At 72.0% G+C, this 22,775-nt stretch carries 19 protein-coding genes and 1 pseudogene; 5 read left to right on the forward strand and 15 right to left on the reverse strand.

Annotation, left to right across the window (positions count from 1 at the left end; translation table 11 throughout):
* The 5 genes and pseudogenes from ABT342_RS19445 to ABT342_RS19465 all read right to left on the reverse strand — a co-directional run.
* A partial coding sequence (locus tag ABT342_RS19445) for a biotin/lipoyl-containing protein (RefSeq protein WP_351575261.1) occupies positions 1-640 on the reverse strand: 640 nt, incomplete at its 3' end.
* A gap of 38 nt (positions 641-678) precedes the next feature.
* Entirely contained in the window at positions 679-1,665 is a 987-nt protein-coding gene (locus tag ABT342_RS19450; RefSeq protein WP_502965577.1) for an alpha-ketoacid dehydrogenase subunit beta, read from the reverse strand.
* Positions 1,662-2,897, reverse strand: coding sequence for a pyruvate dehydrogenase (acetyl-transferring) E1 component subunit alpha (gene pdhA, locus ABT342_RS19455; protein ID WP_502965580.1), 1,236 nt, complete (start codon positions 2,895-2,897; stop codon positions 1,662-1,664). Before pdhA ends, ABT342_RS19450 begins: the two co-directional genes overlap by 4 nt.
* Positions 2,891-3,961: pseudogene (locus tag ABT342_RS19460) on the reverse strand (serine hydrolase domain-containing protein); the annotation flags it as partial. The gene pdhA and the pseudogene ABT342_RS19460, both read right to left, overlap by 7 nt.
* Before the next feature lie 429 nt (positions 3,962-4,390).
* Positions 4,391-5,653: an extracellular solute-binding protein gene (locus tag ABT342_RS19465; protein WP_351574949.1), complete on the reverse strand. Its 1,263-nt coding sequence runs from the start codon at positions 5,651-5,653 to the stop codon at positions 4,391-4,393.
* Between the two features lie 189 nt (positions 5,654-5,842).
* On the opposite strand from ABT342_RS19465, the gene ABT342_RS19470 reads away from it, so the two are divergent.
* On the forward strand, positions 5,843-6,076 hold the full coding sequence (locus ABT342_RS19470; RefSeq protein WP_351574950.1) for a dodecin: 234 nt from the start codon (positions 5,843-5,845) through the stop codon (positions 6,074-6,076).
* A gap of 96 nt (positions 6,077-6,172) precedes the next feature.
* Here ABT342_RS19470 and ABT342_RS19475 read toward each other — a convergent pair whose 3' ends face one another.
* Entirely contained in the window at positions 6,173-6,670 is a 498-nt protein-coding gene (locus ABT342_RS19475) for a phosphatase domain-containing protein (RefSeq protein ID WP_351574952.1), read from the reverse strand.
* 102 nt (positions 6,671-6,772) lie between these two features.
* On the opposite strand from ABT342_RS19475, the gene ABT342_RS19480 reads away from it, so the two are divergent.
* Both ABT342_RS19480 and ABT342_RS19485 read left to right on the forward strand, forming a co-directional pair.
* Positions 6,773-7,774, forward strand: a complete 1,002-nt coding sequence (locus ABT342_RS19480; protein WP_351574955.1) for an MsnO8 family LLM class oxidoreductase — start codon at positions 6,773-6,775, stop codon at positions 7,772-7,774.
* Positions 7,775-7,862: 88 nt separating this feature from the next.
* On the forward strand, positions 7,863-10,241 hold the full coding sequence (locus ABT342_RS19485) for an ATP-binding cassette domain-containing protein (protein ID WP_351574958.1): 2,379 nt from the start codon (positions 7,863-7,865) through the stop codon (positions 10,239-10,241).
* A 212-nt stretch (positions 10,242-10,453) separates the two neighbouring features.
* On the opposite strand, the gene ABT342_RS19490 is transcribed toward ABT342_RS19485, so the two are convergent.
* From ABT342_RS19490 to ABT342_RS19500, 3 genes are read right to left on the reverse strand one after another with little or no spacing between them, the layout of a single operon-like run.
* Complete coding sequence (locus ABT342_RS19490) at positions 10,454-11,200, reverse strand: succinate dehydrogenase/fumarate reductase iron-sulfur subunit (RefSeq protein ID WP_351574961.1); 747 nt, start codon at positions 11,198-11,200, stop codon at positions 10,454-10,456.
* Between the two features lie 59 nt (positions 11,201-11,259).
* Positions 11,260-13,206, reverse strand: coding sequence for a fumarate reductase/succinate dehydrogenase flavoprotein subunit (locus ABT342_RS19495; protein ID WP_351574964.1), 1,947 nt, complete (start codon positions 13,204-13,206; stop codon positions 11,260-11,262).
* 1 nt (position 13,207) lies between these two features.
* Positions 13,208-13,912, reverse strand: coding sequence for a succinate dehydrogenase cytochrome b subunit (locus ABT342_RS19500; protein ID WP_351574967.1), 705 nt, complete (start codon positions 13,910-13,912; stop codon positions 13,208-13,210).
* An 84-nt stretch (positions 13,913-13,996) separates the two neighbouring features.
* Here ABT342_RS19500 and ABT342_RS19505 point away from each other — a divergent pair, with 84 nt between their 5' ends.
* Complete coding sequence (locus tag ABT342_RS19505) at positions 13,997-14,908, forward strand: LysR family transcriptional regulator (protein WP_351574970.1); 912 nt, start codon at positions 13,997-13,999, stop codon at positions 14,906-14,908.
* A gap of 336 nt (positions 14,909-15,244) precedes the next feature.
* Here ABT342_RS19505 and ABT342_RS19510 read toward each other — a convergent pair whose 3' ends face one another.
* The 6 genes from ABT342_RS19510 to ABT342_RS19535 all read right to left on the reverse strand — a co-directional run bounded on the left by ABT342_RS19510 (position 15,245) and on the right by ABT342_RS19535 (position 21,991).
* On the reverse strand, positions 15,245-15,859 hold the full coding sequence (locus ABT342_RS19510; protein WP_351574973.1) for a methyltransferase family protein: 615 nt from the start codon (positions 15,857-15,859) through the stop codon (positions 15,245-15,247).
* Positions 15,856-16,596 (reverse strand): cation efflux transmembrane domain-containing protein, encoded by a 741-nt coding sequence (locus tag ABT342_RS19515; RefSeq protein ID WP_351574976.1) that lies wholly within the window; start codon positions 16,594-16,596, stop codon positions 15,856-15,858. The genes ABT342_RS19510 and ABT342_RS19515 overlap by 4 nt, the downstream gene beginning before the upstream one ends.
* Positions 16,596-16,931: an ArsR/SmtB family transcription factor gene (locus tag ABT342_RS19520; RefSeq protein ID WP_351574979.1), complete on the reverse strand. Its 336-nt coding sequence runs from the start codon at positions 16,929-16,931 to the stop codon at positions 16,596-16,598. Before ABT342_RS19520 ends, ABT342_RS19515 begins: the two co-directional genes overlap by 1 nt.
* 820 nt (positions 16,932-17,751) lie before the next feature.
* Positions 17,752-19,923, reverse strand: coding sequence for a putative bifunctional diguanylate cyclase/phosphodiesterase (locus ABT342_RS19525; RefSeq protein WP_351574982.1), 2,172 nt, complete (start codon positions 19,921-19,923; stop codon positions 17,752-17,754).
* Positions 19,920-20,732, reverse strand: a complete 813-nt coding sequence (locus tag ABT342_RS19530; protein ID WP_351574985.1) for an SAM-dependent methyltransferase — start codon at positions 20,730-20,732, stop codon at positions 19,920-19,922. The genes ABT342_RS19525 and ABT342_RS19530 overlap by 4 nt, the downstream gene beginning before the upstream one ends.
* A gap of 269 nt (positions 20,733-21,001) precedes the next feature.
* Positions 21,002-21,991: an SCO0930 family lipoprotein gene (locus ABT342_RS19535; RefSeq protein ID WP_351574988.1), complete on the reverse strand. Its 990-nt coding sequence runs from the start codon at positions 21,989-21,991 to the stop codon at positions 21,002-21,004.
* A 194-nt stretch (positions 21,992-22,185) separates the two neighbouring features.
* On the opposite strand from ABT342_RS19535, the gene ABT342_RS19540 reads away from it, so the two are divergent.
* Positions 22,186-22,698 carry a hypothetical protein gene (locus ABT342_RS19540; protein ID WP_351575284.1) on the forward strand — a complete coding sequence of 171 codons (513 nt, stop codon included), beginning with the start codon at positions 22,186-22,188 and terminating at the stop codon, positions 22,696-22,698.
* Positions 22,699-22,775 lie beyond the last annotated feature (77 nt).

The following is a 22,775-nucleotide window of genomic DNA, read 5'->3' on the forward strand; positions in this document are numbered from 1 at the left end:
CCTCGCGGGTGATGATCCCGTCGGGCCCACTCGGCACCACGGTCGCCAGGTCCACACCGAGGTCCTTGGCGAGCTTACGCACCGGCGGCTTCGCCGACGGGCGGGTGGCCGCAGGGGGTGCGACCCCCGCCCCTTCCCCAGCGGCAGTCCGGGTGGCGGGCTCGGCACCGGGTCCGTGTGTCGGGGGCGGCGCGGTGACCGCGCCCTCGGCGCGCCTGCGCGGGCGGCGCTTCGTCGGGGATTCGGCCACGCCGTAGCCGACAAGGACGGGCTGACGGCCCGTCGCCGCCTCGGCGACACCACCGGAGCCGCCCTCGGCCGCAGGCGCGGGGACCCGTCCCGCATCGCCACCCGCCAGGGACCGCGCGCCCCATCCCGGATCGCCGCCTCCCGAAGGCCGGGGCGCGTCGTCCGGCTCCGACGGGACACTCACCGTGATGATCGGCGCGCCGACGTCCACCGTCGCACCCTCGCCGTAGCACAGCTCGTGCACGACGCCGTCGTACGGAATCGGCAGCTCGACGGCCGCCTTCGCCGTCTCGACCTCGCAGACCACCTGACCGTCGGTCACGGTGTCGCCCGGCCGCACGTACCACCGGAGGATCTCGGCGTCGGTCAGGCCCTCGCCCACGTCGGGCATCTTGAACTCACGGATCACGACAAAGCTCCTCAGTACGCTCAGTACGCCAGCGAGCGGTCGACGGCGTCGAGCACCCGGTCCAGTCCCGGCAGGTACTCCTCCTCCAGACGGGAGGGCGGGTACGGGCTGTGGAAGCCGCCGACGCGCAGCACCGGGGCCTCCAGGTGGTAGAAGCACCGCTCCGTGATGCGGGCGGCGATCTCCGCGCCCGCCCCGAAGAAGACCGGGGCCTCGTGCACGACGACCAGCCGGCCCGTCCTGGCCACCGAATCGCGCACGGTGGCGAAGTCGATCGGGGAGATCGACCGCAGGTCGACGACCTCGACCGAGTGGCCCTCGTCGGCAGCGACGGCCGCCGCGTCCAGGCAGGTACGGACCGTCGGTCCGTAGCCGACCAGCGTCAGGTCCGTGCCGGGCCGCAGGACCCGGGCGGTGTGCAGCTCGCCGGGGACGGGGGCGACCTCCGGTGCGAGCTCGCCCTTCTCGTAGTACCGCCGCTTCGGCTCGAAGAAGATCACCGGGTCGTCGCTCTCGATGGCCTGCCGCAGCATCCAGTAGGCGTCGGCCGGGGTCGACGGGGACACCACCTTCAGGCCCGCCACATGCGCGAACAGCGCCTCCGGCGACTCGCTGTGGTGCTCGACCGCGCCGATGCCACCGCCGTAGGGGATACGGATGACCACCGGCAGCCGGACCCGGCCCTGCGACCGTGCGTGCATCTTCGCGAGCTGCGTGACGATCTGGTCGTACGCGGGGAAGACGAAACCGTCGAACTGGATCTCCACCACCGGCCGGTAGCCGCGCAGCGCGAGCCCGATCGCGGTCCCGACGATGCCGGACTCGGCGAGCGGGGAGTCCATGACCCGCCCCTCGCCGAAGTCCTTCTGCAGCCCGTCCGTGATCCGGAAGACTCCGCCGAGCCGGCCGACGTCCTCACCCATCACCAGCACCTTGGGGTCGGCGTCCAGCGCCGCGCGCAGCGCCTCGTTGAGCGCTTTCCCGAGCGTCGTGCTCTTCACCTTCACCGGACCCCCTCCTCCGCGAACGCGAACGTCGCCCGGTAGGCGGCGAACTCGTCCCGCTCCTCCGCCACCAGCGCGTGCCCGTCGGCGTAGATGTGCTCGAACATCGCCATCGGCCCCGGATCCGGCATGGCCCTCACCCCTTCGCGCACCCGCCGCGCGAGCGCCTCGCCCTCGGCCTCCACCGCGGTGAAGAACGCCTCGTCGGCGAAGCCCTCGCCCACCAGATGGGTCCGCAACCGCAGGATCGGGTCCTTCGCCTCCCACTCGGCGACCTCGGCCGCGTCCCGGTAGCGGGTCGGGTCGTCGGAGGTCGTGTGCGCGCCCATCCGGTACGTGAACGCCTCGACCAGCGTCGGGCCCTCGCCACGGCGGGCCCGCTCCAGCGCGGACCGGGTCACCGCCAGGCACGCGAGCACGTCGTTGCCGTCGACCCGGACGCCCGGGAATCCGAAGCCCTGCGCCCGCTGATGGATCGGGACGCGGGTCTGGCGCTCGTTCGACTCGGAGATCGCGAACTGGTTGTTCTGGCAGAAGAACACGATCGGCGCGTCGTACACCGCCGCGAAGTTGAACGCCTCGCTGACATCGCCCTGGCTGGTGGCACCGTCGCCGAAGTACGCCATCACCGCGCTCTCCGCGCCGTCCTTCGCACCGTCCTTGGCGACGCCCATCGCATAGCCGGTGGCGTGCAGCGCCTGTGAGCCGATGACCAGCGTGTAGAGGTGGAAGTTGCGCTCGTCCGGATCCCAGGCACCGTTGTTGACACCCCGGAAGAGGGCCAGCAGGTTCAGCGGGTCGACGTCCCGGCAGAGCGCCACGCCGTGCTCCCGGTAGCTGGGGAAGGCGTAGTCCTCGTCCCGCAGCGCACGGGCCGAGCCGACCTGCGCCGCCTCCTGGCCCAGCAGTGAGGGCCACAGGCCGAGTTCGCCCTGGCGCTGGAGGGTGACGCCCTCGGTGTCGACGCGCCGGGCCAGGACCATGTCGCGGTACAGCCCGCGCAGTTCGTCCGCGCTCAGGTCGATGGCGTAGTCGGGGTGCTCGACGCGCTCACCCTCGGGGGTCAGCAGCTGGACGAACAGCGTGGTGGACGCGGTCATATCTTCTCTCCGATCCCGAGGTCCGTGATCGCCTGCGCGACGGACTTGACCAGCGAGGAGGCCCGCTTGTCGTCGGGGCCGAGCGCGATGAGCCGGTTCATGACGTACGAGATGCCGACGCCGACGCGCGGCCAGGCCTGGTTCGCGGAGCCGCCGGCACCGTCGTGGCCGAAGGAGTTGCCGTCCGGGCCCGGACGGGGGTTGGTGCGCAGCCGGTAGCCGCCACCGCCGTACACCATGGGCACGTCGATCAGCTGGTCCGTCTTCTGGACGTACGGCGCGCGGGCCTCGTCCAGCAGCCGCCGCGAGAGGATCTTCGGCTGCTCGCCGTCCGGCCGCATGGCGTCGGCGGCGAGGATTCCGTAGAACGTCGCGAAGGCGCGCGCGGAGCCGATGACGTTGGCGGCGGGGATGAGGGAGTGGCGGCGGTCGGGGCGGTTCCAGGTCTCCTCGTCCTCGGGGAACGGGATGGGGTTCTGCCAGATCCGCTGGGTGAGCGGGTCGCCGCTGGTGAAGAACCCGGCGAACTGCTCGCGGAAGCCTGAGCCGTACTCCGTGCGCGCCATACGGCCGTTCAGTTCCTCGGGGATGCCGAAGTGGATGTCGAGGCCGTGCGGGCGGGCGATCTCCTCGGCGAAGAAGGCGTCGAGGGGACGGCCGTCGACGCGCCGGACGATCTCACCGACGATCCAGCCCGCGGCGTAGGGGCCGTAGAGGATGCCCTCGGCCCGCGGGTCGCCCTCGGGCGCCTGGTCGGCGAGCAGCTTGGCCATCGCCTCGGGGTCGCTGATGTCTCCCTGCGCGAGCGGCGCGGCGACGGCCGGCATACGGGCGGTGAACGTCACCACCTCGCGCACGGTGATCCCGGCCTTGCCGTGGGCGGCGAACTCCGGCCAGTACCGGGCCACCGGGGCGTCCAGCTCGACGGCTCCCCGGTCGACGAGCAGCAGCAGGGCGGTGACCATGACGCCCTTGCTGCCGGAGAAGATCAACTGAAGGGTGTCGGGGGTCCAGGGCCGCCCGGTGGTGGAATCGGCGGTGCCACCCCAGAGGTCCACGACCAGCTCTCCGTCGAGAGTGACGGCGACGGCGGACCCGTTGTCGTCGCGCTCGGCGAAGTTCCGCGCGAACTCCTCCCGGACGGCTTCGAATCCGGGGGCGACGTGGCCGTTGACGGTGGTTCGGGTGGGTGCGGGCATGGTGGGTGTGCTCCGTTCGGCGAGAGGTGTTGGGGGTATGGCCCGTGGGCCGTGGGCCGGCCTGAAGTCGCGGGTGCGGCGAGGGCGTGGCCGGCGGGGTGGGTGGGCGCCTGCGGCGGGCTTTCTCCCCGCCCCGCCCCTTCCCGCAGTGTCGATTTGCGGCTCCGCCGCGTGGGGGCTCTGCCCCCGAACCCCCGCGCCTCAATCGCCGGCGGGGCTGGATTTGCCAGCCCGTCTGGGGGTCCCCCCACGCCCGCCAGGGCGTAGGGGGAGATTGAGGACACGGCCGAAGGCCGTACGGGGGTCTGGGGGCTTGCCCCCCCACGCGGCGGAGCCGCAAATCGACACTGCGGGAAGGGGCGGGGCGGGGAGAAGGCCCGCGGCCGGAGCACGGGAAGCGTCCCGGCGGGTCCGGGGCGGCGCCCCCGGTCAGCCCGACAGCGTGGTGGTGATGCGGTCCGACGCCCGCTTCGCCTCGCGCCCCGCGTTCCCGCCCTGGAGCACCGCGGTCATGTAGGGCTTGATCGGGTTCTGGGCCTCGACAGCCGCCCACTCGGGGGAATTGGGGGTCGCCCGGCCTTGCGCCGCTCCCGCAGCCATCGCGGCGGTGGCCTCCTGGCCGACGACGGCCGGGGCGAGGGTGCTCTTGTTGGGGACGTAGCTCATGGTCCTGGCGAGGTCGGTCTGCCAGCGTTCACCGGCGAGGGCCTTGACGACCTCGATCGCCGCGCCGCGCTCGTCCGTCTTCTTCGGGATGACCAGGTCGGAGCCTCCGGTGAAGACCGCGCCGGGTTTCCCGGCGGTCTTCCCCGGGATCGGGAAGAAGCCCAGTCTTCCCTTGAGCGCGGGGTTCTCCTTCTCGATGGCCCTGGCCGCCGAGGGGGTCGCGATGATCTGGGCGACATCGCCCCTCGCGAAGACTCCCGCCTGCGGCGGTGTCTCCTCGTCCGCGTTCTCGGGGCCGTCGCCGAGGGCCTGGAGCTGCTGGTAGAACTTCATGCCCCGGAGCGCGGCGGGGGTGTGCAGCGCACCCTCCCACCGCCCGGCGTTCTCGACGGCCAGGTCTCCGCCTTCGTCCCAGATGAAGCCGGCCAGCGTGTACCAGTCCTGACCGGAGAGGTAAATGCCCTGGTTTCCCCCGCTGTTGAGCTTCCGGGTGGCCTTGATCCACTGGGTGCGGGTCTTCGGGGGCTGCGCGATGCCCGCCGCCGCGAAGAGGTCCTTGTTGTAGACGACGACGCGGTTGGCGGCGTACCAGGGGATCCCGTACTGGCTGCCGTTGACGGCTCCAGGCGCGGCGAGGCCGGGCAGCCACTGGTCGCTGCCGAGGTCGCGGAGGGCCTCCAGGGTCAGATCGAGCAGTCCGTTGGCCTCCGCGTACTGGGCCACCTGGGTGTTGCCGACCTCGACGACGTCGGGCGTCCCTTCGCCCCGCAGCGCGGCGGTGACCTTCGCGCCGATGCCGGTCCACTCCTGGAAGACGACGTCCAGTTCGACGCCGGGGTGCGTGTCCTCGTACTCGCGGACGAACCGGTCGAGGAATTCGTCGGAGACGCTGTCCTTCATCAGCCAGATCGTGACCGTCCGGCTGTCCGGGCCGCCGCCCGGCAGCATTCCGCAGCCGCCGAGTGCGGTGGCGATGACGGTCGCGCACACGAGCGCGAGCGTGCGGGCCAGGATCCGGTTCTTCACGTGGGGCACCTTTGCGTGAGGGCACTGGGGATCGACCCGACGTGGGGGAGCGAACGGAGTTCGGGCGGGCGTTGGCTGGATTTTGGTATGGACCAATCGGGTGGTCAACCCCCGACGCCTCGCGGACCGCTCCGTGCTGGGGCACCGTGGAGAGGAACCATCGAAACGGCGATGAGGAGCGCGGCACCCATGTCCCATCACACCTACCGGGTCACCGAGATCGTCGGCACCTCCCACGAGGGAGTCGACCAGGCCATCCGCAACGGCATCGCCCGCGCCAACCAGACGCTCCGGGGCCTCGACTGGTTCGAGGTGACCCAGGTGCGCGGCAACATCCTGGACGGGGAGATCGAGCACTACCAGGTCGGTCTGAAGGTCGGTTTCCGGCTGGAGAACGCGGAGGGGGAGGGGGGCGGAGCCTGACTCGCGCCCCCAGGACCTCCAGGACCTCAAGGACCCTCAGGACCCTCAAGGTCCTCAAGGTCCTCAAGGTCCTCAAGGTCCTCAAGGTCCTCAAGGTCAGGTACGACCCTCGCGCTGCTGGGCGTCCTTCATCGCCTGGGACGTACCGGCCCAGCGGGCCCGTACCACCCTGAACCCCGCCCGCTCTGCGGCGTCGCAGACCAGCTCGTCGTCGTCGACGAGCATCCGGATCTCCCGGGAGCGGCCGAGACGCCGCAGGATCTCGAGTTTGGTCGTCCGGGCGGGCCTGCGGTCGTCGTTGCGGCGCATCCAGATGCGCCCGGTGGGCAGGCCGTGCCGTTCGAGCCACTCCACGGTGGCCGCGCGGCAGCGCTCGGGACGGCCGGTGAGGTACATGACCTCGCAGTCCTCGGCCGCCTCGGCCGCCATCCGCAGGCCCTCGGCGAGCGGTGTGTCGTCGGGGGCGGCGGCGAAGAAGCGGTTCCAGTCGCGGGGCCTTCGTTCCAGGAAGTGCTGGCGGTGGCCGGTCTCGGCGAGGGTCCCGTCCAGGTCGAATACGGCCAGGGGGATGCCGGCCTGCGTCGTCTGCGTCACGGGCCCAAGCGTAAGAGGCGCCGGGTGAGAGGAAGCGGGCCCGGCGGCAGGAAGGCCGGGGCCGGGCGGGAATCATCATGGCGCGGAGACGTTGACCCCTGTGTGACCTCAGTGATCGCTTCCACCCGGTTCTCCGTCCTGGACCGCTCCCGCACCCGCGAGGGGCACGACGGCCCCCAGGCGCTGCGCGACACCGTGCGCCTCGCGCGGGAGGTGGAGGCGCTCGGCTACCACCGCTTCTGGGTCTCCGAGCACCACGGTGTCCCCGGCGTCGCCGGTTCCGCGCCGACCGTGCTCGCGGCGGCGGTCGCGGCCGCCACCTCGGCGATCCGGGTGGGTACCGGCGGGGTGATGCTGCCCAACCACCAACCGCTCGTGGTCGCCGAGCAGTTCGGCGTGCTGGAGTCCCTCTTCCCGGGGCGGATCGACATGGGGCTCGGCCGTTCGGTCGGCTTCACCGACGGGGTGCGGCGTGCGCTCGGCCGGGACAAGGGGGACGCGGAGGACTTCGCCGGGCAGCTCGCCGAGCTGCTTGCCTATTTCGACGGGACGCACCCGCAGGTGCGCGCCCGCCCCTCCGAGGGGCTGCGAGTCCCGCCGTTCGTGCTGGCCACCGGGGAGGGGGCGGGCATCGCCGCCGCGGCCGGTGTGCCCCTGGTCGTCGGGGACCTCAAGGGCCGGGAGCAGCTCCTGCGGGCCGTGGACCGCTACCGCAGCGGCTTTCGGCCGTCCCCGTGGGCCGAGCGCCCGTACGTCGTCGTGGCGGGCACGGTCGCGGTCGCGGGCAGCGAGGAGGAGGCCCGCCGACTGCTGATACCGGAGGCCTGGTCGCTGGCGTACTCCCGTACCCACGGCACCTTTCCGCCCCTCGAACCGGCCGGGTCGATCGAGGAACGGCCGATGACCGCGAAGGAGCGGGAGTTCTACGAGTCCGCGCTGCGGGGCCAGATCCACGGTACGGAGGAGCAGGTCACGGACGCGCTGGAGGCCGTGATCAAGGACAGCGGCGCGGACGAGGTGCTCGTGACGACGAGCACGTACGACCGCGAAGGGCTGCTGGACTCCTTCCGGCGTCTCGCCCGGGTGGCGGGGCTCACGGACTGACGGCCCGGCGCGGTCGGTCCCGGGTGCGGGACGGACCTCGGCGGGGCCGCGGGGGCCGCCCGGCCGGTTCAGTTCCTAGGGTGGGCGTATGCACGACCCTCACGATCCGTACATCCGCGTCCGCGCCGCCCGCGAGCACAACCTGAAGAACGTCGACGTCGACATCCCGCGAGACGCGCTGACCGTCTTCACCGGGGTCTCCGGGTCGGGCAAGTCCTCGCTCGCCTTCGGCACGGTCTACGCCGAGGCCCAACGGCGCTACTTCGAGTCCGTCGCCCCGTACGCGCGCCGGCTCATCCACCAGGTCGGCGCGCCGAAGGTCGGCGAGATCACCGGACTGCCGCCGGCCGTCTCCCTGGAGCAGCGCCGCTCCTCCCCCACGTCCCGGTCCTCCGTCGGTACGGTGACGACGCTGTCGAACTCCCTGCGGATGCTGTTCTCGCGGGCGGGCGACTACCCGCGGGGGGCCGAGCGGCTGGACTCCGACGCGTTCTCGCCGAACACGGCGGCCGGGGCCTGCCCCGAGTGCCACGGGCTCGGGCGGATCCACCGGACCGGCGAGGAGCTGCTGGTCCCCGATCCGGCCCTGTCGATCCGGGAGGGGGCCATCGCGGCGTGGCCCGGTGCCTGGCAGGGCAAGAACCTGCGGGACGTGCTGGACACGCTCGGGTACGACGTCGACCGGCCGTGGCGCGAGCTGGAGCGGAAGGACCGCGACTGGATCCTGTTCACGGACGAGCAGCCGGTGGTGACGGTCCATCCGGTACGGGAGGCGGGCCGTATCCAGCGCCCCTACCAGGGCACGTACATGAGCGCCCGGCGCTATGTCCTGCACACCTTCTCGGACTCGAAGAGCCCGACCCTGCGGGCGAAGGCCGAGCGGTTCCTGCGCAGTGAGCCGTGCCCGGTGTGCGGCGGCAGCAGGCTGCGGCCGGAGGCGCTCGCGGTGACCTTCGCCGGGCGGACGATCGCCGAGCTCGCCGCGCTGCCGCTGACCGCGCTCGCCGAGGTCCTGCGCGGCGGCGCGGACGGGGAGGACGGGGGGAACGGGAGGAACGAGACGGCGCGGGTGCTGACGGGCGACCTGCTGGCGCGGATCGGCACCGTGACCGAGCTGGGGCTCGGCTATCTGAGCCTGGACCGCGCCACTCCGACACTCTCCAGCGGTGAGCTGCAGCGGCTGCGGCTGGCGACGCAGCTGCGGTCCGGTCTGTTCGGCGTCGTGTACGTGCTCGACGAGCCGTCCGCCGGTCTGCATCCGGCCGACACGGAGGCGCTGCTGGTCGTCCTGGACCGGCTGAAGGCGAGCGGCAACACGGTGTTCGTCGTGGAGCACCATCTGGATGTGGTGCGGCACGCGGACTGGCTCGTCGACGTGGGGCCGCGGGCGGGTGAGCACGGCGGTCGGGTGCTGCACAGCGGCCCGCCCGAGCTGCTGGCGGACGTGGCGGAGTCGGCGACCCGGCGCTTCCTCTTCGGCGGGGATTCCCCGGACTCCTCCCCTGTCGTACGGGAGCCGCGCACGCCGTCGGGGCACCTCACGCTGGGGCCGGTCACCCGGCACAACCTGCGGGGTCTGACGACCCGGCTGCCGCTCGGCGTGTTCACGGCGGTCACCGGCGTGTCGGGTTCCGGGAAGTCGACGCTGGCAGGCTCGATCACCGAGGAACTTCCGGGCGTGGAACGGCTGGTGACGGTCGATCAGCGCCCGATCGGCAGGACGCCCCGGTCCAACCTGGCCACGTACACCGGACTCTTCGATGTCGTACGCAAGCTCTTCACCGCCACCGACGAGGCCCGGGCACGCGGCTACAAGGCCGGGCGCTTCTCCTTCAATGTGGCGGACGGCCGGTGCGAGACCTGCCAGGGCGAGGGGTTCGTCTCCGTCGAGCTGCTCTTCCTGCCCAGCACGTACACACCCTGCCCGGACTGCCACGGTGCCCGCTACAACCCCCGGACCCTCGAGGTCCGCCGCGACGGACGGAACATCGCCGAGGTCCTGGACCTGACGGTGGAGGCCGCGGCGGAGGTCTTCTCGGACACCCCCGCGGCCGTACGCAGCCTGCGCGCGCTGCTCGACGTCGGCCTCGGCTATCTGCGGCTCGGCCAGCCGGCGACGGAGCTGTCCGGCGGCGAGGCGCAGCGGATCAAGCTCGCCGCCGAGCTTCAGCGCGTGCGCCGCGGCCACACCCTGTACGTGCTGGACGAGCCGACGACCGGGCTGCATCCCGCCGATGTGGAGGTGCTGATGCGGCAGTTGCACGGCCTGGTCGACGCGGGGCACTCGGTCGTGGTCGTCGAGCACGACATGGACGTGGTCGCGGCCGCCGACTGGGTGATCGACCTGGGGCCCGGCGGCGGCACCGAGGGCGGCACGATCGTCGCCGCCGGAAGCCCGGCCGAGGTGGCACGGGCGGCCGGCAGCCGTACGGCACCGTACCTGGCGAGGTCGCTGCACGGCCGGTAGCCGCACACGCGCACCCGGGAAGGTCGGCGCGCACGCCGGAAACCGCCCGCACCCGGCGAAGCCGCCGCACCGCCGGCAGCCGCACGGCACCGGACCTGGCAAGGGCGCTGCACGGCGGGTGACCGCCCGCACCGGACCTGGCAAGGCCGCTGCACGGCGGGTGACCGCCCGCACCGCACCCGGCGAGGTCGGCGCGCGGCCGGTAGGCGTTGCTACCGGCCGGCCTTCCGGGTGGCGCGCAGCCACTCCTTGTTCATCGCCGCGATGGACGGCAGCGGGATGCCCTTGGGGCAGGCCGTGGCGCATTCGCCGGTCAGGGTGCAGCCGCCGAAGCCCTCCTCGTCCATCTGCGCCACCATGTCGAGGACCCGGGTCTCGCGCTCCGGCGCGCCCTGCGGGAGCACGTTGAGGTGGTTGACCTTGGCGGAGGTGAAGAGCATCGCCGAGCCGTTGGGGCAGGCCGCGACGCAGGCGCCGCAGCCGATGCACTCGGCGTGCTCGAAGGCGGAGTCGGCGTCGGCCTTGGGGACCGGGGTGGCGTGTGCCTCGGGGGCGGCGCCGGTCGGGACGGAGATGTAGCCGCCGGCCTGGATGATCCGGTCGAACGCCGACCGGTCCACCACCAGGTCCTTCACCACCGGGAAGGCGGAGGCACGCCACGGCTCGACGTCGATGGTTTCGCCGTCCTTGAACGACCGCATGTGCAGCTGGCAGGTGGTGGTGCGCTCGGGGCCGTGCGCGTCACCGTTGATGACGAGCGAGCAGGCGCCGCAGATGCCCTCGCGGCAGTCGTGGTCGAAGGCGACGGGGTCCTCTCCACGCAGGATGAGTTCCTCGTTGAGCGTGTCGAGCATCTCCAGGAACGACATGTCCTGGGAGATGCCGTCCACCCGGTAGGTGGCCATGGCGCCGGGAGCGTCGGCGTTCTTCTGACGCCAGACGCGGAGGTTGAGTGACATCGGGGGTACGGCCCGCGGCGAAGCCGCTGTCGGGCTCTGTGCCCCCCGGGAGATTGCAGTCATGCGTAGCTCCGCTGGGTGGGGTGGACGTACTCGAAGACGAGGTCTTCCTTGTGCAGGGTGGGCGCCTCGCCGGTGCCGCCGAACTCCCAGGCGGCGGCGTACGAGAACTCCTCGTCCCGGCGCGCGGCCTCGCCGTCCGGGGTCTGGGACTCCTCGCGGAAGTGGCCTCCGCAGGATTCCGACCGGTTCAGCGCGTCGAGGCACATGAGCTCGGCGAGCTCCAGGTAGTCGACGATGCGGTTGGCCTTCTCCAGCGACTGGTTGAACTCCTCGCCGGTGCCGGGGACCTTGATGCGGCGCCAGAACTCCTCGCGGATCCGCGGGATCCGGTCGAGGGCCTTGCGCAGTCCCTCGTCGGTGCGGGCCATTCCGCAGAACTCCCACATCAGCTCGCCCAGTTCCCGGTGGAACGAGTCGGGGGTGCGGTCGCCGTCGACGGAGAGGAGGAGATTCAGCCGGTCCTCGGTCTCGGCGAGCACCTCGGCCACGGCGGGGTGGCTCTCGTCGACGGCGTCCTGGTGCGGGTTGCGGGCGAGGTAGTCGTTGATGGTGGACGGGAGGACGAAGTAGCCGTCGGCGAGGCCCTGCATGAGGGCGGACGCGCCGAGCCGGTTGGCGCCGTGGTCGGAGAAGTTGGCCTCGCCGATGGCGAAGAGTCCGGGGACCGTGGTCTGGAGGTCGTAGTCGACCCAGAGGCCGCCCATCGTGTAGTGCACGGCGGGGTAGATCCGCATCGGCACCTCGTACGGGTTCTCCGCGGTGATCCGCTCGTACATGTCGAAGAGGTTGCCGTACTTCTCCTCGACCTTCTCCCGGCCCATGCGCCGGATGGCGTCGGCGAAGTCGAGGTAGACGCCCTGGCCGCCGGGGCCGACGCCGCGGCCCTCGTCGCAGACGTTCTTGGCGGCGCGCGAGGCGATGTCCCGGGGCACGAGGTTGCCGAAGGAGGGGTAGACGCGCTCCAGGTAGTAGTCGCGCTCGTCCTCGGGGATCTGGTGGGCGGGGCGCGTGTCGCCCTTCGCCTTCGGGACCCAGATCCGGCCGTCGTTGCGCAGCGACTCGCTCATCAGCGTCAGCTTGGACTGGTGGTCGCCGGTGCGCGGGATGCAGGTGGGGTGGATCTGGGTGAAGCAGGGGTTGGCGAAGTACGCGCCGCGCCGGTGGGCGCGCCAGACGGCGGTCGCGTTGGAGTTCATGGCGTTGGTCGACAGGTAGAAGACGTTGCCGTAGCCGCCGGACGCCAGGACCACCGCGTCGGCGAAGTAGGTGTCGATCTTTCCGGTGACCAGGTCCCGGGCGACGATGCCGCGGGCCCGTCCGTCGACGACGATCAGGTCGAGCATCTCGGTGCGGGGGTGCATCTCGACGTTTCCGGCGGCGATCTGCCGGGACAGGGCCTGGTACGCGCCGAGCAGGAGCTGCTGTCCCGTCTGGCCGCGGGCGTAGAACGTCCGCGACACCTGGACGCCGCCGAAGGAGCGGGTGTCGAGGAGGCCGCCGTACTCGCGGGCGAAGGGGACGCCCTGGGCGACGCACTGGTCGATGATCTCGACGGATATCTGGGCGAGGCGGTGGACGTTCGACTCGCGGGCGCGGAAGTCGCCGCCCTTGACGGTGTCGTAGAAGAGCCGGTGGATGGAGTCGCCGTCGTTGCGGTAGTTCTTGGCCGCGTTGATGCCGCCCTGGGCGGCGATGGAGTGGGCGCGGCGCGGGGAGTCCTGGTAGCAGAACTGGACGACGTGGTAGCCCTGTTCGGCGAGGGTCGCGCCGGCGGAGCCGCCGGCCAGTCCGGTGCCGACGACGATGACGGTGTGCTTGCGGCGGTTGGCCGGGTTGACCAGCTTGGCGTCGAAGCGGCGGCGGTCCCAGCGTTCGGCGATGGGGCCGGCGGGCGCCTTGGTGTCGGCGATGGGCGCGCCGGTCTCGTAATCGAGGAAGCTCATGTCAGCTCACCACTCCGGTCATGACGGCGACGGGTACGGAGATGAAGCCCGCCGTCAGTACCAGCGCGAGGGCGTTGGCGGCGGTCTTGAGAATGCGGTCGCGCTTCGCGTTGCCCGCGCCGAGGGTCTGGGCGGCGCTCCAGAAGCCGTGCCGGACGTGCAGGCCGAGGGCGAGCATCGCGGTGATGTAGACGGCGTTGCCGTAGGGGGTGGAGAAGGTCGCGACGACGTTCTCGTACGGGTGGCCGGGCTGGGCGTTCTCGTTGACGGTCAGCGTGGTCAGGTCCAGCAGGTGCCAGACGATGAACAGGCCCAGGATGATCCCGCCCCAGCGCATGGTGCGGGTGGCGTAGCTCGCGCGACGCCGCTTGTGGACGTACGCGGTGGGGCGCGCCTTGATGTCACGGCGGCTGAGCTGGTACGCCGAGACGCCGTGCAGGACGACGGCGGCGAGCAGCACGACGCGGACGATCCAGAGGGCCCACTCGTAGTGCAGGAAGGGCTCGCCCATGGTGCGCAGCCAGTGGCCGTACGCGTTGAAGTCGCCCGGGCCGAAGAAGATCTTGAGGTTGCCGAACATGTGGGCGACCAGGTAGCCGAGCATGATCAGGCCGGTGACGGCCATGACCGTCTTCTTGCCGACGGTCGAGCGCCAGAGCGTGCGCGTGAGGGACGGTCGTCGGTCCGTCCGCGTTGCCAGAGCCATGCCCACGACGGTAGGGCGGGAGTGGCTGAGAGGTCCAAGACATGGTCCGGCTCATGTCGATAGCCATCGCCTATCGTGGGCAGCATGCAGTTCCAGCAGCTCCAGTACTTCGTGGCCGTCGCCGAGACCCGGCATTTCACGCGTGCGGCGGAGCGGGTGCATGTCGCGCAGCCGTCGCTGTCGCAGCAGATCCGGGCGCTGGAGAAGGAGCTCGGGGCGGAGCTCTTCAGCCGGGCGCGCGGCAATATCGCGCTCACGGACGCCGGCGAGGCGCTCCTGCCGCTGGCGCGCCGGATCCTGGCCGACGCGGACACCGCCCGGCACGAGGTGCAGGAGCTGGCGCAGCTGCAGCGCGGACGGATCAGGCTCGGGGCGACGCCGAGCCTGTGCACCGGGCTGCTGCCGGACGTGCTCCGCGCCTTCCACGATCTTCATCCGGGGATCCGGCTGCTGATCGAGGAGGGCGGCTCGCACGATCTCGTACGGGAGCTGGCGCGTGGCGCGCTCGATCTGGCGCTGGTGGTGCTGCCGCTGCCGACGCCGTCGCCGGCCCTGACGACGGTGGAGCTGCTCCAGGAGGACCTGGTCGTGGTGTCCTCCGCCGCCGCGGCGGCGCCGCGGCGGCCGGTGCGGATCGCGGATCTCCAGGGGCAGCCGCTGGTGATGTTCCGGCACGGATACGACCTGCGGGAGCTGACGGTGGCGGCGTGCCGGGCCGAGGGCTTCGAGCCCTCGTTCACCGTGGAGGGCGGCGAGATGGACGCGGTGCTCGGGTTCGTGCGGGCGGGCCTGGGCGTGGCGGTGGTGCCGCGCATGGTGGCGACGCGGGCGGGCCGTGACCTGCGGGTCACGGCGCTGGCCCGGCCCGGCCTGCGCCGCACGATCGCGCTGGCGCACCGCAGCGATGTGGCGCCGCCGCGGGCGGCGCGTGAGCTCCAGCGGATGCTGCTGCGCACCCGCGCGGCGTCGCCCACGGACCCGGGCCCGGACGCGTGACGGGGCTCCGCAGAGCCGGCCCGTGACGCCAGGGCTACCTGATCGACCGCCTACCGCTGCGGCCGCCGAGCCAGAGGTCCGCTCACGCCCGCCCGCCGCGTGAGGACCTGCCGGGTGGAACCGGACGGCGCGTCAGCACGCGGGTGGTGCTGCCGTCGTCCTCGGCCACGTCCCGGATGGGCTCGAAGCCGATGGGCCCCACATCAGGTGGGCACAGGCGAGCAGTGCACCGGCCATGAGGGCGGCGACGGCGGGCCGGGGCGCCGGGCAGAGCGGACGAGCACGACCGCGATGCCGTCCGGACATCCCGTCCCGCCCGCCAACTCCCCCGACGGGTCAGGCCGTACGGCGACCGATACCGGGCAGGAACCGTCCGGCCCTGGCCGTGTAGTCGCTGTACGCCGCGCCGTGAACCGCTTGGAGGTAGGGCTCTTCGACGATCCGGACCTGCATCTGGACCGCGGCCACGAGGGCGGCCAGGGCGAGGACGGCGACGGCGTTGGGCACCATCAGCGCCAGGCCGGTCGCGGTCACGGTCATCGCGGTGAACACCGGGTTGCGCACGCCGGCGAACAGCCCGGAGGTGACGAGGGATGTCCGCTCGCCGGCGTCGACACCGACGCGCCATGAGGCGCCCATCGCGCTTTGTGCCACCAGCGTGGCGGCGATCCCGGCGAGGGTGATCACCAGCCCCGCCCCCCGCAGCACCAGCGCCTCCGTGCCGGGCAGTTCCGGCAGGCCGGCGAGCGAGGCGATGGGGGCCGCGGCGCCGCCGAGCAGCGCGAGGACGAACAGGATGCCCGCCCACCAGGAGGCGGATCCGGGGCGGCCGGAGATTCCGCGGAAGCCCGCGTCGCCGGTACGGCGTGCCTGGACCGCCGCCCGGATGCCGAACGCGGTCACCGCCCATCCGGCGAACAGAGCCAGTGCTGACCAGGCCCACGCTGTCATGTCGTCTCCCCTGTCTTGTTGTCGGTGGAGCAGCAGGCGTCGCCGCCCGTGCCGCAGGTACTCGCCGCCGCACCGGCAGTCGGCGCGGTCGGCGTGGGTGCGGGTCCGCAGGCACAACCCTCGCCCTGCCAGGCGTCGATGCCTTCCTTCACCGCCACGGCCGCGATCACCAGGGCTGCGATCGGATCGGCCCAGGACCAGCCGAGGGTCGCGTTGAGGACCAGGCCGGCCAGAACGACGGCGGACAGGTAGGTGCACAGCAGGGTCTGCCTGGAGTCGGCGACCGCGGAGGCCGAGCCCAGCTCGCGGCCGGCGCGGCGCTGCGCGGCCGACAGGAACGGCATGACCGCGAGCGACAGCGCGGCGATCACGATGCCCGGCACCGAAGTCTCCGCCTCGCCCGTACCCGTCAACGTGCGGATCGCGTCGACGGCGACGTAAGCGGCGAGCGCGAAGAAGGAGACCGCGATGATCCGCAGCGTCGTCTTCTCCCGCGCCTCACGCGCCGCGTGGTCACGGGCGGAGAACTGCCAGGCGACCGCGGCGGCGGAGGACACCTCGATCACCGAGTCCAGGCCGAAGCCGACCAGCGCGGTCGACGAGGCGACCGTGCCCGCGGTGATCGCGACGATCGCCTCGATCACGTTGTAGGTGATCGTCGCGGCGGCCAGGAACCGTATCCGCCGCGCGAGCGCGTCCCGGCGAGCGGGCGGCGGGCCCAGCGCTGTGACGCTCATCAGCAGCAGCCCTTCGTCTCCGCGTCCAGGCACGTCTTGTCGGCCGCGACGGCCAGGACCACCGACCGCAGGTCCTCCAGCGCGTGCCCGAGGCGGGCGTCGGCGAGCTCGTAGCGGGTGCGGCGGCCGTCCGGGATCGCGACGACCAGGCCGCAGTCCCTCAGGCACGCCAGGTGGTTCGACAGCCGGGTACGGGAGATCCCCAGGGCGTCGGCGAAGTCGGAGGGGTAGCCGGGTCCCTGCTGCAGTTCGAGCAGGATGCGACAGCGGATCGGGTCGGCCAGGGCACGGCCGAACCGCGCCAGAGCCTCGATGTCGGTAGCGAGAGTCAGCACACCACTGACGATACACAGATGGCTGAATTCAGGAAAGCCTGAATCGTCGCGCGCGCCATCGGTCGGCACAGGTTCCGGGTCCGGCGATCGAGCCCGCCTGCTGCGCGACCGCGCGTCTTGTGGCCGCGACGCCGGATCGCCGCCGGTGCTCGCGTCGTTCTCCTGGTCAGTCCCGGCCGTGTGGAGTGGCGCCGGCCGCCAACGCGCCCAGGAACGCGGCTGGTTCAGCGGCGAACCGGCCCGGATTCCCGGATCTGTTTCTCCCGCGTGCGAGGGGGAGGGTCTGGTGGGTCTGGTGCATGGGGTGCCGCCAGCCCCGTAGGACGCAGGGGACGCATCGCAAGGCGAAGGTGGAGGCGGAGGTCCCCCCGCCGAAGGCAGGGGGAGGAATCGACGCAATGGGGGTACTCCCCCTGCCTTCGGCGGGGGCCCCGTGCCCGAAGGGCTACGGGCAGTCGGTGACCGACGCCAAGGCGGCGAGGCGCGGTGCGGTGCCAGGGCGCGCGAGCCCAGCCCGACCCACCGGACACCCCCGGGGCCCGCACCCACCCGCTCACCGGCACGGTTGGTGCGGGTGGGTACACCGCGAGCCCGGCCGGAGGCCGGGCTCACCATCGCCTGCCCGCACCGGCCCAGGGACCGCCGACCGAAGGGACCCGGGCGCCGTGAGTCGGATCGCGCCGCAGGGATCCCGTGCCGCGCGGTCAGATGCCGCGCGATCGGACCGCCCTGCAGGGATCCCGTGCCGCGCGGTCGGACAGCCCCTCAGGGACCCTGCGCTGTACGGTCAGACGGCCCCGCAGGGACCCGGCGCTGTCGGTCAGACCGCGTCCGCCAGCGACAGTGCGTGGAGCCGGTCCGGGGGCCCCGGGCGGGCGTAGTACCAGCCCTGGGCCGTGTCGCAGCCCAGTTCACGGAGCTGCTCCGCCTGCGCGCCCGTCTCGACGCCCTCCACCGTCACCGCCAGCTCCAGGCTGTGGGCCAGCGACACGATCCCCTCGACGATCTTGATGTCGACCGGGTCCGCCGGATGCTGCTGCATGCCCTGGGTGAAGGAGCGGTCCAGCTTGAGCACGCTCACCGGCAGCCGCCGCAGATTGGCCAGATTCGAGTACCCGGTACCGAAGTCGTCGAGGGCTATGTCGACGCCCATCTCGGCCAGTTGCCGCAGGGGCTTCAGCAGGTCCTCGTCCGCGCCGATCAGCGCGGACTCGGTGACCTCCAGGCACAGCGCCCCCGGTTCGAGCCCCGAGCGCTCCAGGACGTCCACGGTGTCGGCGACGAGCCCGGGGTGGTGCAGCTGCGTCGGTGACAGGTTGACGTTGATCCGCAGCGGCCGGGCACTCCCATCGAGCGGGGCCTGCTCGTGCCAGAAACGCGCCTGGCGTACGGCCTCCTGGAGCACCCAGCGGCCCAGCGGAACGATCAGGCCCGTGTGCTCGGCGAGCGGGATGAACCGGTCGGGACCCAGGACGCCGTGCTGCGGATGGCACCAGCGCACCAGCGCCTCCGCCCCGTGCACGCTGCCGTCACCGAGGCGCACCAGCGGCTGGTACTCGATGAAGAACTCACCGCGCTCCAGGGCCGTCGGCAGCGCCGTGGTCAGCCCGTGCCGGGTGATCGCGCGGGCGTCCGCCTCGGGGTCGGCGTGCTCGTAGCGGTTGCCGCCCGCCGACTTGGCCCGGTACATGGTGATGTCGGCGCTGCGCAGCACCTCCGCGGCGGTCCGCTCCCCCGCGGGCCCCTCCACGATGCCGACGCTGCCCCGCACACTGATCTCGCGTCCGTCGAGCGTGACCGGTGAGGCGAGCACCGAGAGGATCCGGGCGGCGAGCTCGCCCACCTCGTGCTGGGTGTCCGGCCCCGTGGTCAGCGCCACGAACTCGTCGCCGCCGAGCCGGGCCACCATCTCGCCGGGCGCGGTGGCGCAGCTCTGCAGCCGGTCGGCGATCTCGACGAGCAGCCGGTCACCGGCCGCGTGGCCGAGGCTGTCGTTGATCGCCTTGAAGCCGTCGAGGTCGAGGTAGCACAGCCCGAAACGCGTCCCGTCCCCGGCGGCCAGGGCCTTCTCCAGCCGTTCGAAGAACAGCGTGCGGTTGGGCAGCCCGGTGAGCGCGTCGTGCGTGGCCTCGTAGCGCAGCCGGAGATTGAGCAGCCGCCGCTCGGTGGTGTCCTCCATGAGGGCCAGCGAGTACTGCGGCCGGCCCTCCGCGTCCCGCAGCAGCGACACCGTGAGATTGGTCCACAGCGCCGTGCCGTCGTTGCGGTAGAAGGGCTTCTCGACCCGGAAGTGATCGCGTTCGCCGCGTACGAGTTCGCCGTACAGGTCCCAGACGCCCGGCCGGTCCTCGGGGTGCGCCCACTCGCTGACCTTCCGCCCGCGGACGTGGTGCTCCAGCCCGCCGAACATCCGGGTCAGCGTGTCGTTGACCTCCAGGACGTTGCCTTCGAGGTCGGCGATCCCGATCCCGACGGCCGCTCCCTCGAACACCGCCTTGAAGCGTGTCTCGGTGGCGTGCAGGGCCTCCATGGCGTCGCTGCGCGCGGTGAGCGCCGACCGCGCGATGGCCTCCTGCTCGCTGAGGGTGCGTTCGCGCAGCGCGTGCGCGAAGCCCGCGGCGAGCGCGTGCTGGAGCCGGGCACAGCGCGCCCGGCTCTCCTCGGCCGGCAGGTCCCCTGCTCCGCAGTACAGGACCAGATAGGCGTCGACGACGCCGAGCGTACGGCTGAGCGCGTCGGGGTCGGTGCAGTGCGCCTCGACCAGGGCGGCCCCGACCCCCTGGGCGGCGCCGGAGTCGAACGGGCGCGCGTGCAGCGCGTCGCTCAACAGCCGTGCCAGCGGCAGGAGATGCTCTTCAAACTCGACACGTGTCAACGACGTGGCCGTCACCGGGAAGATCGCCCGGCTCCAGATGGTCGCGAACCGTCTGAGCCTGCCTTCGAGGCCGTCGGGGTCCGCCGCGGATCCCACGGCCTGCGACGGAACCTTCACGCCTTGCGCCCCACCCCTGCGAAGCCGGAGAAGGCGTATGGGTCCTCCTGCTCGGCCGGGGCTTCGGGCCGCCACACGGGCGGCGACACCAGTCCGGGTTCGACCATCTCGAATCCGTCGAAGAAGCGCGCGACCTCGTCGCGCGAGCGCATGACGAGCGGGTTGCGGATGTTCTTGTAGACGTCGACGGCGCCGCCCGCCTGCTCCTCGGAGACCGGAACGCCCTCGTACGAGGCGTGGGTGAGGATGAGCAGGCTCCCCGGCGCGAGCGCGTCGCGCAGCTCGGCCACGGCGCTGCGGGGGTCGTCGGCGTCCTCGACGAAGTGGAGGACGGCGACGAGGAGCAGGGCGACGGGCCGGTCGAAGTCGAGCAGCCGGGCGGCCTCGGGGCTGTTGAGGATGTCGTGCGGCTTGCGCAGGTCGGCCGCGGCTATCGCGGTGTTGTCGTTGCCCGCCAGCACCGACTGGCTGTGCGCGACGGCGACCGGGTCGTGGTCGACGTAGAGGACACGGGCTTCCGGGCTGGCCTTCTGGGCCACTTCATGGACATTGCCGAAGGTCGGAATGCCGGAGCCGATGTCGAGGAACTGGGTGATGCCCTCGGTGGCTGCGTAGCGAACGGCGCGGCGCATGAAGGCCCGGTTGGCCTGCATGATCTTGGGAAGGCCCGGCATGAACTCCATGGCCTTGCGGGCCGCTTCACGGTCGACCTCGAAATTGTGCGAGCCGCCCAGGTAGTAGTCGTAAATTCGGGACACGCTCGGCACCGAAATGTCGATGCCCGGCGGGGCCCAGGCGGGACGCTCCATTGATGTCTCCAGCAAGTCGCCACAGGGGGTAAACGGCCATGGCCATGGCCGGTGTTCGAGCTGAGGCTACTGATCGCCCGCCAAGAGAGCGAGCAGAAACGGAAATTAGCGGTCCGTTCTTGGTCACACGACAGCAGCACGTGCGGCCGGCCCGCCGTCACCCTGGGGGGGTGTGACGACGGGCCGGTGGTGGGCCGGGGCGCGTGTGGGGACACAGACCGACCGGCCGGGATCGGGGGCGCGGCGTCGCCCGCCGGATCCCGGGCGGTCTACTCGGGCGCTCCGACCAGCTTGCCCGCGGGCGAGACCGCGTACCAGGTGCCGCCGACGCCCTGGCCGTTGGTGTCACCGGGCTTGGAGTCGCCCGCGAAGGTGTAGATCGGCCAGCAGTCGATGGTCTGCTGCTTGATGCCGTCGGGGCGGTTGAAGGTGACGTTGCCCCTCTTGGAAACGGTGATGCCCTCGATGTCGTTCTTGTCGACAGGGGCGACAACCGGCCACTTGTCGAGGCAGGGGCCGGTGCAGGCCGTCTTCATCGGCCAGGCGGAGTCCTTCTTGAACCGGTAGACCGTCATGCCGTTCTTGTCGACGACGATGTCGCCGAGCTTGGGGTCCTTGCGGACGGAGAGGCCCGCCAGGTCGGCGGGTTCGCCCTTGTCCGCTCCGGCGTCGGCGCCCGCTCCCGCGTCCGCGCCGCCCGGGGCGGCCTTCTTGCCGTCGGGGGCCGAGGCGAACCAGGTGCCGCCGACGCCCTGGCCGTTGGTGTCACCGGGCTTGGTGTCCTTGGCGTACCGGTACATCGGCCAGCCGCCGATGGTGAGCTGCTTGGTGCCGTCGGCCCGGGTCACCTCGCCGATCACCGAGGCGTCCGTGCCGGGGGCGGGCGTGACGGATCCGGCGGCCACGACGGGCCAGATCTTCGCGCACTCGCCTTCGCAATTCGACTTCGCCGGGCTGGCGGTGTCCTTGTCGAAGCGGTAAAGGGTGAATCCCTCGCTGTCGGTGAGGACCTTGCCGAGCTTCTTGCTCTCCAGGACGGAGAGCTGGCCCGCCGTCTTGGGGGCGCTCGCCGCGCCGGAGCCGGCTCCGTACCCGGACCCGGAGCCGTAGTCACCGGCCGCCGGCTGCTGGGCCGGGGCGGCCGCACCGACCGCCTGACCATTGGGTGTTGCCGTGCCCTGCTCCTGACCGCACGCCGTCGTCAGCGCGAGTACAGCCGCCGCAGTCACCGCGAGCGAGGCGTTCCGCCAGGTATTCATGTCAACTCCCGTGGGGGCCTGAGCCTGTTGTGGCGCCTAGGTGCGCCGTTCATGTCCCTATGTACGAGGGGACCGGCCCGATCTGTTCAACGGGATCCGGAAAAATCTTCCGGGACCGCAAACCCGAACGGCCGACAACCCCACTATCAGGCGAATCGAGCCCCGTTCGGGCGTGTGGGAGTCACCCGCGGATCATGCTCATCGGCGTGTACGGATCGCTCGTCGGGCGGCTGTTGGCGGCCGCCGCACTCGCCTGGCTGCTGGCGGCCCCGGTGCCCGCCGCTGCCGACAACTGCTCGTACGCCTCGATCACCGAGGACGGCTCGACCTCGGCCGTCGCGATCGCGGGCAGCGCCCACTGCACGGCGGGGCCGTCGCCCACGCCGACGCCGACTCCCCCGCCACCGCCACCTCCGCCACCGCCACCGGAGCCACCGCCGCCGCCCCCGCCCCCGCCCCCGCGGATCGAGCCCGAGCCCGCTCCTCCTCCCCCGCCACCACCACCGCCACCGCCACCCGCGCCGGAGCCGCCCCCCTCACCGAGCGCCCGGCCGAAGCCCCCCTCACCGACCCCGGTCGCGCTCCCCCACTACCGCAGCCCGCAGCGCAAGGAACCCCGGAGCGGCCCGTCCCTGGTCTCGCTCACCCTCCTCGTGACCGCCCCCGCGGTACTCGCCGCCGCCTTCCTGCGTCCCCGCTCCAGCTGAGGGTCTGCCTTTCAGATCATGCCGGGCTCGCGTGCCCTGGCACCGCACCTCGCTGCGTTGTCGTCGGTCACCGACGC

This window comes from Streptomyces sp. NPDC000410, assembly GCF_040300305.1.
Classification (GTDB): domain Bacteria; phylum Actinomycetota; class Actinomycetes; order Streptomycetales; family Streptomycetaceae; genus Streptomyces.